Consider the following 13886-nt stretch of genomic DNA (forward strand, 5'->3'; position numbering starts at 1 on the left):
AAGAGAGCAGACATGTCCAGAATCGAACACACTTTCAGCGCTCTGAAACAGCAGGGCAAGACCGGGCTGGTGACCTTCGTCACCGCCGGCGACCCCGGCCCCGAAGTGACCGTCCCCATCATGCACGCCCTGGTGGAAGGCGGCGCCGACGTGCTGGAACTCGGCGTCCCGTTCTCCGACCCGATGGCGGAAGGACCGGTGATCCAGCGCGCCTGCGAACGCGCGCTGGCCTTCGGCATCAGCATGGGCGACGTCTTCGACTATGTGAGCGAGTTCCGCAAGACCAATTCGCACACGCCGGTGGTCCTGATGGGCTACGCGAATCCGATCGAGCGGATGGGGCAGAGCGAATTCATCCGCCGCGCCAGAGCCGCCGGCGCCGACGGCGCCATCGTGGTCGACTATCCGCCGGAAGAATGCGAAGCCTTCGCCGCCGAGATGAAGGCGAACGACCTCGACCTCATCTTCCTGCTGGCCCCGACCTCGACGCCGAAGCGCATCCAGCAGGTGGCGCGCCACGGCAGCGGTTTCTCGTATTACGTGTCCCTGAAGGGCGTGACCGGCGCCGGCGGCATCGACACGGCAGACGTGGCGCGCCGCGTGGCCGCGATCCGCGAGCACGTCAAGCTGCCGATCGGCGTCGGCTTCGGCATCCGCGATGCGGAGACGGCGAAGTCGGTGGCGGCGGTGGCGGACGCCGTGGTGATCGGCAGCCGCATCATCCAGGAGCTGGAGAACACGCCGAAGGAGCAGGGGCCGGAAGCGGTGCGGGCTTTCGTGGCGGGGATCCGGGAGGCGCTGGACGCCCGGTAAGCGCGGTGCTCCACGGGACGCCTGACGGTCAGCGCGTCCGTAAGTCCCGGGTTTGCACCAGCATCGACGATACGCAAGTGATCAGTGCAAGCCCTATTTGTATCCAGTACAGGGGCAGGAAATCCGGTCGCGTCAGTACCGGACCGCCTGCATACAGTACGGTAATCGCAACGCCGATAGCGGCGCCAAGCTGGCGCGTCGCCTGATTGACGGCACTGCCGACAGCATAATGGGCCGGGGGCAGGTTCGATACGGCGGCCCCGGAAAGTGATGGCAATACCATTCCGGTGCCAATGCCATTGAGTAGCAAGCCTGGCAGCCAATGCGTCAGGTAATGCGGTTCGGTGCCAGGAACGAGAAGCAGCCAGATCCCGCCCGCGGCAAACAGAAGGGACCCGAGCATCAGAACCGGACGGTGTCCGGTCTGGGCAGCGATTTTTCCGGTCAGGATTGCGGTCGGCACCACCATGAGAGGGCCGGGCGTGACCGCGAGCCCGGCGGTCGGCAAGCTGTAGTGCCAGATACCGGTCAGATAAGCGAAGAACGCGAAAAACATCATCGCGAACGCAACGCCAAACGAAAGCGTTGCCAGGTTCGCCGCGCTGTAGCTGCGATGTGCGAACAGGGAGAGTTCGATCAGCGGGGCCGGGGTGTGACGCGCCCACAGGACGAAGGCGGCGGCAGCCGTCAGGCTGACCGCGCAGAGCAATGCCAGTTCCAGGCGGCTCACGGCAGTCGCATGAACTTGTGTGATCGCCATCGCGGCGCTTCCCACCGCCGCGATGAGCAAGAGCATGCCCACGATATCGAACCGGGCAGTATGCGCATTGCCTTTTACATTCCGAAGGCGTGCGGCGCCAAACCACAGGGAGACGGCGCCAAGCGGCAGATTGATATAGAAAGCCCATGGCCATCCGAATGCATCCACGATATAGCTCCCCAGGCTAGGTCCTATCGCTGCGGCCAGCCCGCCGATTGCGCCCCAAAGGCTGACTGCCACTGCGCGCTTTTCTTTTGGGAAGGCGTCAAGAATAATCGACAAGGATGCTGGCGTGAGTAGCGCCGCACCCAGCGCTTGCGCGATGCGGGCAAGAATCAGTGCCGCAACCCCATTCGCTGCGCCACAAGCACATGAAGCAGCGAGAAACAGTAAAACCCCAAACATGAACACATGCTTGCGTCCGTGTTTGTCAGCGAGTCCGCCAGCGGGAATCAACATTGTGGCGTAGACGATCGTATAGGCGTTGAGAATCCATGACAGGTCGGCCGGCGTTGCTGCCGGAAAGGCTGCCCGCAATGATCCAAAGGCGGTAAACAGGACGGTGCTGTCGATCGAGACTAAAAACACTGCAATCGAAGCGATCCAGAATATCGGCCAGGGCGATGTGGATGCCGTGAGCGATTCCAAAGCAGGACTGGATCCGGAATGTGGGGTGGCCATGATTTTCCAGTATTCAGATGAAAGAGCCGGATTACTGTCCGCCGGCGACCAGTTTCAGACCCAGGACACCGGCCAGGATCAGGGCGATGCACAGAATCCGTAATGGCGCAGCCGAGTCGCCCAGGACCGCGATCCCGAGAATCGCGGTACCCGCGGCGCCTATGCCGGTCCAGACGGCATAGCCTGTCCCTACCGGCAAGGTTCGGAGCGAAATCGAAAGCAGGACCACGCTGGACAAGCCGCACACGACGGTCAGGATGGATGGGAACAGCCGGGTGAATCCGTCCGACGATTTCATCGCAAGCGCAAAGAAAATCTCCAGGATTCCGGCAATCGTAAGAAGAAGCCAAGGCATAAGATCGGTCTCGTTATCAGGTCGGGAAGCGAGTGCCCATGCGTGCGCAACAAGCACTCGCAGCAGCAATCAGCGCTTCGCTACGGCTTGGGGTGTTGAGCGGAAGGCGACACCGAACCGGTTGAACGCGTTCATCAGTCCGATTGCATACGTCAGATCGGCCAGTTCCTTGTCCTCGAACTCGGCGGCCGCGGCCTGGTACTCATCGTCGGGGATGCCGGTTTCCGAAACACGGGTCACACTTTCGGCCCAGGCCAGTGCGCTGCGCTCCCGGTCGCTGAACAGGCTGCCGGCGTCCCGCCATACGGGCACCAGTGCAAGCTTGTCGACAGCCAGGCCACTTTGCAGCAGGTCGCGGGAATGCATATCGATGCAGAACGCGCATCCATTGAGCTGTGAAACGCGCAGGTGTACCAGATCGACCAATTGTTTCGGCAGGCTGGTTTTTTGAAGTGTGACGTACACGTTTCCGAACGCCTTATAGCCCTCCGGCGATGCTTTGGTGTAGTCGATGCGATCGATCATTTCGAGTCCTTACTGGGTGAGTGAAGACTCGATGGTCTGCGATCGTGGCCTACATGGACAGGTCCATAGATCGTATTCGGTTCTAGGCCATGTTCAAAGCAGGGCGCGGATGCGCCGGCCCAGCCCTTCGGCTTCGTCATGCGACTGGATGTTGGTAAAGTTCAGAAGCAAAGCCGAAGGCCCGTGTCCTGTCGCGGTCCACGCCGTGAGCGCCTCACCGTACAGCCCATGCCGGATCATCCCGGCAACCAGGGCCCGGTCGTCGACCTGATCTCGCAGGCGGAGGATCAAATGCATCCCGCCAGGTTTCGGATCGATCTGTATGTGTTCTCCCAGCGCGGCCATCAAGCCGTTCGTCGTTGCTCGCCGGCGCTCGGCATACAGTTTCCTCATCCGCTGTATGTGGCGGGCGAAATGCCCTTCGGTGATGAAAGCGGTCACGATCGCTTGCGTGAGTTGCGGTGTGCTCGCAAACGTCGGGCTTGCCTGCTCGAAGCGTTCGATCTGCGCTTCGGGAACAACCAGGTACCCGAGGCGCAATGCAGGGAAAAGCACTTTGCTGAATGTACCGGCATACAGCACCCTGCCATCGCGATCGAGGCTTTTCAAGGCAGGCAAGGGGCGGCTGACGTACCGGTATTCGCCGTCGTAGTCGTCTTCGACGATCCATGCCTCGTTTTGCCCGGCCCACTCGAGCAGGGCCAAGCGCCGCGGCAGGGATAGCGTCACGCACAAAGGGCTTTGATGGGCAGGCGTGACTACGGCGGCCTGGGCCGAAGGCGCCAGCCGCATCGCGTAGGAAATCGACATGCCTTCTTCATCGACAGGTACCGGAACTGCTTCCATATGCAGATGTTCCAGCAGGTCCCGTGTCGGCGGGTAGCCGGGGTCTTCCACCCAGACGCGGTCGCCAGCTTTCAGCAATGCCTGGCAGATCAGCTGCATCGTATGGCGATATCCCGAGGTGACGAAAATCTGCGACGGCGAACACTCGATACCTCGGGACATAAGAAGATATGCGGCGATTTCCTTGCGCAGACCGGGCAGTCCGAAAATCGGCGGGTGGGCCATGTCCGCCGGCTGCATCGTGCGCGCGCAGCGCGCGCCGAGACGCGCCCAGATCTTTCGCGGGAAGGCATCCAGCGCGGGAAGGCCCATTTGAAACGGAAGAATGGTGTCGGGGCGATAGCTCGGCCGCGGATCTGTCGTGGCCGGCGGCACGCTGCGCCTGGACTGCAGTTGCAGCTTCAGGTCCGGCGTAACGATTGTGCCTGCCTGCCCACGCGCCACGATATATCCCTCCGCCGACAGCAGGGAATAGGCGGCATCGATCGTTCCTCTTGCTAAACCAAGCTCTTTAGTGAGAGCCCTTGCCGAGGGGATGCGATCTCCCGGTTTGAGTACACCGCCGGCGATCGCATCGATAAACCGGTCATAGATTTGCTTGTAGATCGGCTTTTCCGCCGCGGGATCGATAGGCGAAAAGTCTGCTTTTACGGTTGGCATGGCTACTGTGGCGAGGAATGCGAGCTTTTCGGGCGACTGGCTTATGGCCTAGTCGAATTGATAGATTATGGATCTTTTTGCTGGGTCAGCGGAATTATAGACTCGTTACCACCTTGCATACCATGCAGGGAAAACCCAATAGACCAGGAAGAATCGAACCATGAACATCTTGCGTATCAGTTGCAGTCCTCAAGGCGTGGAGGGAGAAAGCCACAAGCTGTCCGACGCAATCGTCCGTTATCTGCTCGAACGAGGCGGCTCGACGGTCACGCTTGTAGAGCGCCTGATCGGTGTCGATCCGATTCCGCATATTGGCGCTGACTACGCGAACATTGTTCAGTTGTCCGCCGAGGAGATCCAGGGCAACGCCCTTGCACGCCTTTCCGAGGCACTGATCGGGGAAGTCGAGCGCGCAGATGCAATCGTGATCGCGACACCGATGCATAACCTGGGCGTGCCGTCTGTCCTGAAAGCGTGGATCGATCACGTGGTTCGTGCGGGCCGTACTTTCGACGTGAGTGCCGAAGGAAAAAAGGGCCGGCTCGGGGATAGACCGGTCTTTGTCGCCATTGCTTCGGGTGGCCGCTTTTCCGGAGCGCACGCTCGTCAACCAGACTTTCTGACGCCTTATCTGAAAGCGGTTCTGGGGACGATCGGCCTCACCAATATCACTTTCTTTTCAATCCAGGGAACAGGCCTCGGTTCCACTGCCGTGGAGAATGCGCGCCGCATGGCGGCCCATGACATACAGGTGCACTTCGCTCCCGACTACCTCGACGCTTAAGTATCATCTGGTAGGCGGGGCGCTCAACTTTTTATTTTTTTAATGCAAACATCGGCTACATTGTCGCCAGTGCAACTAACTCCTGTCAACATGAAAACCCAGATCGTCCATATCTCGAAACTGCAGACCTCGAAAGTGATGGCCGTGCTGTACCTGGTCATTTCCTTTCCCCTGATGCTGATGGCCTTCCTGCCGATGCTGTTCACGCATCAGCCGGTGCAATGGAGCATGATCTGGTGGATGCCGCTGCTGTACGCCATTTTCGGCTTCATCTTCACCTTCCTCGGCGCCTGGATTTATAACGGCATCGCCGGCTGGATCGGCGGTATCGAATTCACGCTCGCGGAGCGCGGCGAAGACTGATGCCGACGCTCGCCCGATTCGCGGCTGCCACCGCCATTGCCTGGGTGCTGGCAGCACCCGCGTTCGCGGTGGAACTGTCCGGCGCCATCCGCAGTTCGGCCGGCACGCTGCCGGCCGCTATCGCCGTCTTCGCCGACCGCGCCGACAAGCTGCCCGCCATCGCTGGCAAGGTAGAGAACGGCCGCTACCGCATCGAGTTGCCGGACAGCGGCATGTTCCGCATTCGTCTGGAGGCTGCGGGCTGGGATGCCGCGCCCAAGATCGTCTTCGATCCGAAGACCGCCGGCGCGCTCGATTTCCTCCTTTATCCGGCCAAGGTGCCGGAGCCGGCGCTGGCGGCCGAGCTGATCGAAATGGGCGAGCAGGACCAGGCGATCCGTTCCGGCCCCAGCGCCACGATCGGCGCCGGCATGGCCAAGCGCATGCAGGAGGACGACCCCAAGCGCGAGAAGCGCCTGGGCGAGATCATCGCGGCCAAAGGCTGGCCCACTGCCTCGATGGTTGGGCACGAGGCGGCGAACAGTGCCTGGCTGATCGCCCAGCACGGTTCCGCGGCCTTCCTGAAACGCTGCCTGCCGCTCATGAAAGCTGCCGCGGAGAAGGGCGAGATGACGCCGCGCTCGCTGGCCCTGTCGATCGACCGCGACCTGATGAACGACGACAAGCCGCAACGCTACGGCAGCCAGCTGCGCGGCGATATCGGCGGCAAGATGGCGCTGTACCCGATCGCCGACCGCGAGCACGTCGACGAGCGCCGTGCGGCCATGGGCATGGAGCCGCTGGCCCAGTACCTGAAACACTTCGAACAATGAGCCGCCTGAAACGCCTGAGCTTCTGGGGCGCCGACGAAGACGACGACAGCCTGCCGCGCGCCGTCATGGAAGGCCGCAAGACCGTCACCGCCGACACCGTCGAGGACTATTACAAACCCTACGGCGAGTACGGCGACGGCAGCTACGAAGCCGGCGACCTGATCGAAGTCTACGACCTGAAACAGCGCCTGCGCTGCCTGATCCGCGCGACGAAAGTCGAAAAAATCCGCTTTGGCAATATCCCTGAAGAGGTGTGGCGCGGGGAGGGATTCGCCAGCGCGCGCGAGTTCCAGGAAGTCCATATCGCCTGCCTGCCGCAATACGATTTGCATGCCGACTTCGAATTCGTCACCCTGCATTTCGCGCTGGCCGAAACGATCCTGCCCTGATCCCCTGTAAGCCGCATCTGGCCTGGCTTTCAAGCTTGTCCAAATGGCAAAAGAATTAGAGCAAGCATTCGACAATCGGGACTTGACCGGCTACACTACCGCCAAATTCAGACTTGCCGCAAAGGAGAACACATGAGTTGGTTGGAAAAACTGCTGCCCCCCCGGATCCAGCGCTCCGATGCCGCCAAAAAACAGACCATGCCCGAGGGCCTGTGGGTCAAGTGCCCGTCCTGCGAAGCGGTGCTGTACCGGACCGACCTCGAGTCCAACCTGCACGTGTGCCCGAAGTGCAGCCATCACATGCGCATCCGCGCCCGCGCGCGCCTCGACGCGCTGCTGGACGAAGGTGGCCGCTATGAAATCGGCCAGGACGCGCTGCCGGTCGACACCCTGAAGTTCAAGGACAGCAAGAAGTATCCCGACCGTCTCAAGCAAGCCATGGAAGCCACCGGCGAGACCGATGCGCTGATCGTCCAGGGCGGTTCGATCATGAGCCTGCCGGTGGTGGTCGCCTGCTTCGAATTCGAATTCATGGGCGGCTCGATGGGTTCCGTGGTCGGCGAGCGTTTCGCGCGCGGCGCCCAGGTGGCCCTGGAACAGAAGGTGCCCTTCATCTGCATCACCGCAACCGGCGGCGCACGCATGCAGGAAGGCCTGCTGTCGCTGCTGCAGATGGCCAAGACCACCGCGATGCTGACCAAGCTGTCGGAAAAGAAGCTGCCTTTCATTAGCGTGCTGACCGACCCGACCATGGGCGGCGTGTCGGCTTCCTTCGCCTTCATGGGCGACGTCGTGATCGCCGAACCGAAGGCCCTGATCGGCTTTGCCGGTCCGCGCGTGATCGAGAACACCGTGCGCGAAAAGCTGCCGGAAGGCTTCCAGCGCGCCGAGTTCCTGGTCCAGAAGGGCGCCGTCGACATGATCGTCGACCGCCGCAAGATGCGCGAAGAAATCGCGCGCCTGCTGGCCCTGCTGCAAAGCCAGCCGGCCGACGTCATCGCTTGATTCAATACGTCGTCCCCGCGAAGGCGGGGATCCAGGTTGTGCCAGCGTCATCGCTTCGCATGCAAACTTGGGTCCCCGCCTCCGCGGGGACGACGTTCATCCGCCTTTTGCGTCACGCATCGATCATCATGCCCACTACCCCCACCACCTTGCCCGACTGGCTGGCGCTGCTCGAGTCGCGCCATGCCGAGACCCATATCGACATGGGCCTGGACCGCGTCCGCGCCGTCAAGGAGCGCCTGAACCTGGCCTTCTCCTGCCCCGTGATCATGGTCGCGGGCACCAACGGCAAGGGCTCGACTTGCGCGATGCTGGAAGCGATGCTGCTGCAGTCGGGCTATCGCACCGGCCTGTACATCAAGCCGCACTTCCTCGACTTCAACGAGCGCGCCCGCATCAACGGCGAGATGGCCAGCGACGAAGCCCTGGTCTCCGCCTTCGACGTGGTCGAGAATGCGCGCGGCGACATCGACCTGACCTATTTCGAGTTCACCACGCTGGCGATCTGCCAGCTGCTGTCGACCGCGCAGATCGACGTCGCGATCCTCGAAGTGGGCCTGGGCGGTCGCCTGGACGCCGTCAACGTGATCGACGCCGACGTCTCCATCGTCACCAGCATCGACATCGACCACAAGGACTACCTGGGCGACACGCGCGAGGCGATCGGCTTCGAGAAAGCCGGCATCTTCAGGCCGGGCAAGCCGGCGATCTGCAGCGATCCGCAGCCGCCCGCGTCCCTCATCAAGCATGCCGAGGACATCGGCGCCGACCTGTGGCTGATCGGGCGCGACTTCAACTACCAGGGCGACAAGCAGCAGTGGGCCTACGGCGGCCGTTCGCAGCGCCGCAACTCGCTGGCCTATCCGGCCCTGCGCGGCGCGAACCAGCTGCTGAACGCCTCGGCCGCGCTGGCCGCGCTCGAAGTGCTGCGCATGCTGCTGCCGGTGGGCGCGCAGGAAGTGCGCGCCGGCCTGGCGATGGTCGAACTGCCGGGCCGCTTCCAGGTGCTGGCGGGCCGCCCGACCACGGTGCTGGACGTGGCCCACAACCCGCATGCGGCGGCGGCCCTGGCCCAGAACCTGGGCAACATGGGCTTCCACCGTTTCACCTATGCGGTGTTCGGCATCATGCAGGACAAGGACATCGACGCCGTCATCGAGCACATGGCGCCTCACGTCGATCACTGGTGCGTGGCGGCGCTGCCGTCGCCGCGCTCGGCGAACCCCGACGAACTCGCGAAGAAGCTCGAAGCATCGATGCCCGCCGGCGCCAAGCCGGACGAATTTTCGGTGACGACTTTCGCCGATCCGGGCGCGGCCTTCCAGGACGCAACGAGCCGGGCCGGACAGGATGATAGAATAGTGGTCTTTGGCTCCTTCTATACCGTGGCTGGCGTGATGGCGGCCCGTAAATCCTCTCTTCATTGACCTGATAACGCATGGGCTTGTTCTCGTTCTTCGGTAAAAACAAGCAAGGCCGCGCTGCCGAGGACAGCGGCCGTTTCTACAGCAAGGACGACGACGCCGCACTCGGCGAGCGTGCCCGTTCCAAGCGTGCCTCGAGCGCGGGCGCCGTCGCCGGCAGCACGCGCGGCCGCGGCACCGGCAACGATCCGCTGCTGCCCGAAAAGAAGCGCGCCCGGCGCCGCCTGGTCGGCGCGATCGCGCTGGCGCTGGCGGCCGCCGTCGGCCTGCCGATGCTGCTCGATTCCCAGCCCAAGCCGCTGGCCGGCGACATCGCGATCCAGATCCCCGCCAAGGACAAGGCGGCGCCGCTGCCGGTGCCGGCCGAACCTTCGTCGCCGCCGGCCACTGCGCCGGCGCCGGTGTCGGCAGCCGACGCCTCGCGCGGCGTGAAGGCCGTGGCGGCCGCGGACAGCGTCGACAAGGGCGAGGAAGTGCTGCAGGATGTTCCTCCCGTGAAGGCGGCGCCCAAACCCGAACGCAAGCCGGAACCGCCGAAAGCGAAGGCGGAGCCGAAGCCCGAGCCGAAGCCGGAACACAAGCCCGAGCACAAGCCGGCCAGCCAAGCCGAGCACAAGCTGGCGGACAAGTCGGATAAAGCCGACAAGGCCGACAAGCCGGTGAAGCCGAAGAGCGAAGACAAGCCGGCCAGGCCGCACGACGAGTCGCGCGCGCTGGCCATCCTGGAAGGGAAGGCGGCGGACAAGCCCGACAAGCCTGCCGACACCGGCTCGCAGAAGGTCGTGCTGCAGGTGGCCGCCATGTCGAGCCAGGAAAAGGCCGCCGAGCTGCAGGCCAGGCTGCACGGCGCCGGCATCAACTCGTACACGCAAAAGTCCGGCGAACTGGTCAAGGTGAAGATCGGCCCGCTCAGCAAGGAAGAAGCCGAGAAAGTGCGCGCCAAGCTGGGCCGGATCGGCCTGTCGGGCTTCCAGACCCCTGCCTGAAGCCGTGACGATTTTCGACTACATCGTCCTGTTCATCCTGATCTCGTCGGTCGTCATCAGCACCATGCGCGGGCTGGTGAAGGAAATCCTGTCCCTGGTGGGCTGGGTCGCGGCCTTCGTGGTGGCGAACGCCTTCGGCGCGAAACTGGCGCCCATGCTACCATCGGTGGTTCCGGGCGAGGCGCTCAGGCTGATCGTTGCCTTCATCGCCTTGTTCCTCGGCGTACGTATTTTGATGGGCCTGCTGGCGCTGGCGATCGGCGCCCTGATCGAGGCCACCGGGCTGGCGCTGGCCGATCGCGGACTCGGCGGCCTGTTCGGACTGGGCCGGGGCATTGTAATCGTGCTGGCCGGCGTCATATTGTGTGGAATGACTTCCATCCCTCAACAAGATTTCTGGAAAAACGCGCTGCTCTCTCCCATGGCGGAAACCGGGGCGCGCACAGTCAAGCCTTTCTTGCCCGCTGCCTTTGCGCAGCATGTGCAGTTTTAAAAATCTTTTGTTCAGCTGTTTAGGAGCGCACCATGTGTGGCATCGTCGGCGTCGTCTCGCAAGCCCCCGTCAACCAGTTGCTGTATGACGCATTGCTGCTGCTGCAGCACCGCGGCCAGGATGCGGCCGGTATCGCAACCAACCACAGCAGCATGTTCTCGATGTACAAGGCCAACGGCCTCGTGCGCGACGTGTTCCGCACCCGTAACATGCGCTCGCTGATGGGCAATTCCGGCATCGGCCACTGCCGCTACCCGACCGCCGGTTCGTCCAGCGAAGAAGAAGCGCAGCCCTTCTACGTCAACGCGCCTTTCGGCATCACGCTGGCGCACAACGGCAACCTGACCAACCAGGAGCAGTTGAAGGACGAGCTGTTCCGCATCGACCGCCGCCACGTCAACACCGGCTCCGATTCGGAAGTGCTGCTGAACGTGCTGGCGCACGAGATCCAGAGCGCCGCCAACGGCTACTCGCTCGACCAGGAAGCGATCTTCAAGGCCGTCGCCATGGTCCACAAGCGCGTGCGCGGCGCCTATGCCGTGATCGCCCAGATTTCCGGCCACGGCCTGCTGGCCTTCCGCGATCCGTTCGGCATCCGTCCGCTGTGCCTGGGCGTGAACGAGCTTGAAACCGGCCCGGAATACCTGGTCGCCAGCGAATCGGTGGCGCTCGAGGGCCTGGGCTTCCGCTTCGTGCGCGACATCGCGCCGGGCGAGGCGGTCTTCATCGACGACGCCAGCCAACTGCATGCGCGCCAGTGCGCCGAGAACCCGTCGCTGAATCCCTGCGCCTTCGAATACGTGTACCTGGCCCGTCCCGACTCGGTCATCGACGGCGCTTCGGTCTACGCGACCCGCCTGCGCATGGGCGAATACCTGGCCGACAAGATCCGCCAGGAGATCCCGGTCGAGGAAATCGACGTCGTGATGCCGATCCCGGATTCCTCGCGCCCGGCCGCGATCCAGCTCGCGCTCAAGCTCGGCGTCGAGTACCGCGAAGGCTTCATCAAGAACCGCTACATCGGCCGCACCTTCATCATGCCGGGCCAGGGCATGCGCAAGAAATCGGTGCGCCAGAAGCTGAACGCGATCGCCGCCGAATTCAAGGACAAGAACGTGCTGCTGGTCGACGACTCGATCGTGCGCGGCACCACCAGCCGCGAGATCGTGCAGATGGCGCGCGAAGCCGGCGCCCGCAAGGTCTTCTTCGCCTCGGCCGCGCCGCCGGTGCTGTACCCGAACGTGTACGGCATCGACATGCCGACCCGCGACGAGCTGATCGCCCACGGCCGCACCGTCGAGGAAGTCTGCCGCGAGATCACGGCCGACCGCCTGGTCTACCAGGACATCGAGGCGCTGAAGAAGTCGATCATGGACGTGAACCCGGCCCTGACCAGCGTGGAAGCGTCCTGCTTCGACGGCGTCTACATCACCGGCGACATCTCGCCGGAGTACCTGGACAAGCTGGAAGACCACCGCCACCAGAGCTCGGGCAAATCGTCGGATGACCTGGTGCGGACGCAGCTGAATCTGAATCCGCCGGTAGCCGCGGAATAATACGCGGGCGTGGGCACGGGGTGCCCACCCTACGTCATGCGCCCGTAGGGTGGGCACCCCGTGCCCACGTTCATCATTCGGACATCGATCGATAAATCCCATCATGAGCGACAAGACTTCCTACGGCTTCACCACCACCATCCTCCACAACGACCGCCGCAAACCCATCGAGCAGGGCTCGCTGCACAAGCCCATCCACACCTCGGTGGCCTTCGGCTACGGCGATGCGCGCCAGCTGGCCTCGGTCTTCCAGGGCAAGGAGCCGGGCTTCCGCTACGGCCGCCAGGGCAACCCGACCGTCGCCGCGCTGGAAGACAAGATCAGCAAGATGGAAGATGGCGTGGCCACCCTGTGCTTCGGCACCGGCATGGCGGCGATCGGCGCGCTGGCCCAGGCGCTGCTGAAGGAGGGCGACCATGTGGTCAGCTCGGCCTTCCTGTTCGGGAACACCAACAGCCTGTGGAACACGGTGGCGGGGCAGGGCACCGAGGTCTCCTTCGTCGACGCCACCGACGTCGCCAATGTGGAGAATGCGCTGCAGGACAACACCCGCATCGTGTTCGTCGAGACCATCGCCAACCCGCGCACCCAGATCGCGGATCTGGCGCGCATCGGCCAGCTGTGCCGCGAGCGCGGCATCCTCTACGTGGTCGACAACACCATGACCACGCCCTGGCTGTTCCGCCCGAAGGCGGTCGGCGCCGGCCTGGTGGTGAATTCGCTGACCAAGTCGATCGGCGGCCACGGCATGGCGCTGGGCGGGGCCCTGACCGACACCGGCCTGTTCGACTGGAGCGCCTACCCGAACATCGCCCCGAACTTCCGCAAGCAGCCGGCCGCCGCCCAGGGCATGGCCCAGTTGCGGGCCAAATCGCTGCGCGACTTCGGCGCCTCGCTGGCCCCGGAAGCCGCCCACCACATCGCCGTCGGCGCCGAGACCCTGGCGCTGCGCATGGACCGCACCAGCGCGAACGCCCTGGCGCTGGCGCGCATGCTGGAAGCCGATCCGCGCGTGGCCGCGGTCCATTACCCGGGCCTGGCCTCGCACCCGCAGCATGCCCTGGCAAGCGAGCTGTTCCGCGCCTACGGCTCGCTGTTCAGCTTCGAGCTGAAGGAGGGCATCGACTGCTTCGACTACCTGAACCGCCTCAAGATCGCGATTCCGGCTTCGAACCTGGGGGATACCCGCACCCTGGTGATCCCGGTCGCGCACACGATCTTCTTCGAGATGGGCCCGGAGCGCCGCGCCAGCATGGGCATCGCCGAGTCCCTGATCCGGGTGTCGGTGGGCATCGAGGACACTGACGACCTGCTGGCCGACTTCGGCAATGCGCTGGCTGGCTGATACAAAACTGCTACATTAAAGCCGGCCACCGGCGTGCGCGTCATCCATCCCGCATTGCCAGGCGCCGCAGCCAGGTCTAGTATGTGTTC

Annotated in this window: 15 protein-coding genes; 11 read left to right on the forward strand and 4 right to left on the reverse strand. The window is 63.6% G+C overall.

What is annotated here, in order from left to right; genetic code table 11:
* The first annotated feature begins 12 nt into the window (after nt 1-12).
* Nucleotides 13-813, forward strand: coding sequence for a tryptophan synthase subunit alpha (gene trpA / locus ACFPO9_RS06970; protein ID WP_379768805.1), 801 nt, complete (start codon nt 13-15; stop codon nt 811-813).
* 28 nt (nt 814-841) lie between these two features.
* Here trpA and ACFPO9_RS06975 read toward each other — a convergent pair whose 3' ends face one another.
* The 4 genes from ACFPO9_RS06975 to pdxR form a co-directional block, all read right to left on the reverse strand.
* Nucleotides 842-2254, reverse strand: a complete 1413-nt coding sequence (locus tag ACFPO9_RS06975) for an MFS transporter (RefSeq protein WP_379768807.1) — start codon at nt 2252-2254, stop codon at nt 842-844.
* Between the two features lie 31 nt (nt 2255-2285).
* On the reverse strand, nt 2286-2609 hold the full coding sequence (locus ACFPO9_RS06980) for a DMT family transporter (protein ID WP_379768809.1): 324 nt from the start codon (nt 2607-2609) through the stop codon (nt 2286-2288).
* Nucleotides 2610-2678: 69 nt separating this feature from the next.
* On the reverse strand, nt 2679-3134 hold the full coding sequence (locus ACFPO9_RS06985) for a carboxymuconolactone decarboxylase family protein (RefSeq protein ID WP_379768811.1): 456 nt from the start codon (nt 3132-3134) through the stop codon (nt 2679-2681).
* A 93-nt stretch (nt 3135-3227) separates the two neighbouring features.
* Nucleotides 3228-4640 carry a MocR-like pyridoxine biosynthesis transcription factor PdxR gene (gene pdxR, locus ACFPO9_RS06990; protein ID WP_379768813.1) on the reverse strand — a complete coding sequence of 471 codons (1413 nt, stop codon included), beginning with the start codon at nt 4638-4640 and terminating at the stop codon, nt 3228-3230.
* A 160-nt stretch (nt 4641-4800) separates the two neighbouring features.
* Here pdxR and ACFPO9_RS06995 point away from each other — a divergent pair, with 160 nt between their 5' ends.
* From ACFPO9_RS06995 to ACFPO9_RS07040, 10 genes are all read left to right on the forward strand, one after another.
* Nucleotides 4801-5424, forward strand: a complete 624-nt coding sequence (locus tag ACFPO9_RS06995; protein WP_379768815.1) for an FMN-dependent NADH-azoreductase — start codon at nt 4801-4803, stop codon at nt 5422-5424.
* A 90-nt stretch (nt 5425-5514) separates the two neighbouring features.
* Nucleotides 5515-5787 (forward strand): hypothetical protein, encoded by a 273-nt coding sequence (locus tag ACFPO9_RS07000; protein ID WP_379768817.1) that lies wholly within the window; start codon nt 5515-5517, stop codon nt 5785-5787.
* Nucleotides 5787-6599, forward strand: coding sequence for a DUF6624 domain-containing protein (locus ACFPO9_RS07005; RefSeq protein WP_379768819.1), 813 nt, complete (start codon nt 5787-5789; stop codon nt 6597-6599). Before ACFPO9_RS07000 ends, ACFPO9_RS07005 begins: the two co-directional genes overlap by 1 nt.
* Nucleotides 6596-6988, forward strand: coding sequence for an ASCH domain-containing protein (locus ACFPO9_RS07010; protein WP_379768821.1), 393 nt, complete (start codon nt 6596-6598; stop codon nt 6986-6988). Before ACFPO9_RS07005 ends, ACFPO9_RS07010 begins: the two co-directional genes overlap by 4 nt.
* 132 nt (nt 6989-7120) lie before the next feature.
* A complete protein-coding gene (gene accD, locus ACFPO9_RS07015) occupies nt 7121-7993 on the forward strand; it encodes an acetyl-CoA carboxylase, carboxyltransferase subunit beta (RefSeq protein WP_230025968.1) in 873 nt (290 codons plus the stop codon).
* A 128-nt stretch (nt 7994-8121) separates the two neighbouring features.
* Nucleotides 8122-9420: a bifunctional tetrahydrofolate synthase/dihydrofolate synthase gene (folC, locus tag ACFPO9_RS07020; protein ID WP_379768824.1), complete on the forward strand. Its 1299-nt coding sequence runs from the start codon at nt 8122-8124 to the stop codon at nt 9418-9420.
* An 11-nt stretch (nt 9421-9431) separates the two neighbouring features.
* Nucleotides 9432-10403, forward strand: coding sequence for an SPOR domain-containing protein (locus ACFPO9_RS07025; protein ID WP_379768826.1), 972 nt, complete (start codon nt 9432-9434; stop codon nt 10401-10403).
* 4 nt (nt 10404-10407) lie between these two features.
* Nucleotides 10408-10896, forward strand: a complete 489-nt coding sequence (locus ACFPO9_RS07030) for a CvpA family protein (RefSeq protein ID WP_379768828.1) — start codon at nt 10408-10410, stop codon at nt 10894-10896.
* A gap of 32 nt (nt 10897-10928) precedes the next feature.
* Nucleotides 10929-12452 carry an amidophosphoribosyltransferase gene (gene purF, locus ACFPO9_RS07035; RefSeq protein WP_379768830.1) on the forward strand — a complete coding sequence of 508 codons (1524 nt, stop codon included), beginning with the start codon at nt 10929-10931 and terminating at the stop codon, nt 12450-12452.
* A gap of 103 nt (nt 12453-12555) precedes the next feature.
* Nucleotides 12556-13797 carry a cystathionine gamma-synthase family protein gene (locus ACFPO9_RS07040; protein WP_379768832.1) on the forward strand — a complete coding sequence of 414 codons (1242 nt, stop codon included), beginning with the start codon at nt 12556-12558 and terminating at the stop codon, nt 13795-13797.
* Nucleotides 13798-13886 lie beyond the last annotated feature (89 nt).

The organism is Massilia aerilata, from assembly GCF_042656905.1.
Taxonomy (GTDB): domain Bacteria; phylum Pseudomonadota; class Gammaproteobacteria; order Burkholderiales; family Burkholderiaceae_D; genus Telluria; species Telluria aerilata.

Coding starts and splice junctions, on each gene's coding strand:
- trpA (WP_379768805.1), top strand. CDS start 13: ATGTCCAGAATCGAACACACTTTCAGCGCTCTGAAACAGCAGGGCAAG.
- ACFPO9_RS06975 (WP_379768807.1), bottom strand. CDS start 2,254: ATGGCCACCCCACATTCCGGATCCAGTCCTGCTTTGGAATCGCTCACG.
- ACFPO9_RS06980 (WP_379768809.1), bottom strand. CDS start 2,609: ATGCCTTGGCTTCTTCTTACGATTGCCGGAATCCTGGAGATTTTCTTT.
- ACFPO9_RS06985 (WP_379768811.1), bottom strand. CDS start 3,134: ATGATCGATCGCATCGACTACACCAAAGCATCGCCGGAGGGCTATAAG.
- pdxR (WP_379768813.1), bottom strand. CDS start 4,640: ATGCCAACCGTAAAAGCAGACTTTTCGCCTATCGATCCCGCGGCGGAA.
- ACFPO9_RS06995 (WP_379768815.1), top strand. CDS start 4,801: ATGAACATCTTGCGTATCAGTTGCAGTCCTCAAGGCGTGGAGGGAGAA.
- ACFPO9_RS07000 (WP_379768817.1), top strand. CDS start 5,515: ATGAAAACCCAGATCGTCCATATCTCGAAACTGCAGACCTCGAAAGTG.
- ACFPO9_RS07005 (WP_379768819.1), top strand. CDS start 5,787: ATGCCGACGCTCGCCCGATTCGCGGCTGCCACCGCCATTGCCTGGGTG.
- ACFPO9_RS07010 (WP_379768821.1), top strand. CDS start 6,596: ATGAGCCGCCTGAAACGCCTGAGCTTCTGGGGCGCCGACGAAGACGAC.
- accD (WP_230025968.1), top strand. CDS start 7,121: ATGAGTTGGTTGGAAAAACTGCTGCCCCCCCGGATCCAGCGCTCCGAT.
- folC (WP_379768824.1), top strand. CDS start 8,122: ATGCCCACTACCCCCACCACCTTGCCCGACTGGCTGGCGCTGCTCGAG.
- ACFPO9_RS07025 (WP_379768826.1), top strand. CDS start 9,432: ATGGGCTTGTTCTCGTTCTTCGGTAAAAACAAGCAAGGCCGCGCTGCC.
- purF (WP_379768830.1), top strand. CDS start 10,929: ATGTGTGGCATCGTCGGCGTCGTCTCGCAAGCCCCCGTCAACCAGTTG.
- ACFPO9_RS07040 (WP_379768832.1), top strand. CDS start 12,556: ATGAGCGACAAGACTTCCTACGGCTTCACCACCACCATCCTCCACAAC.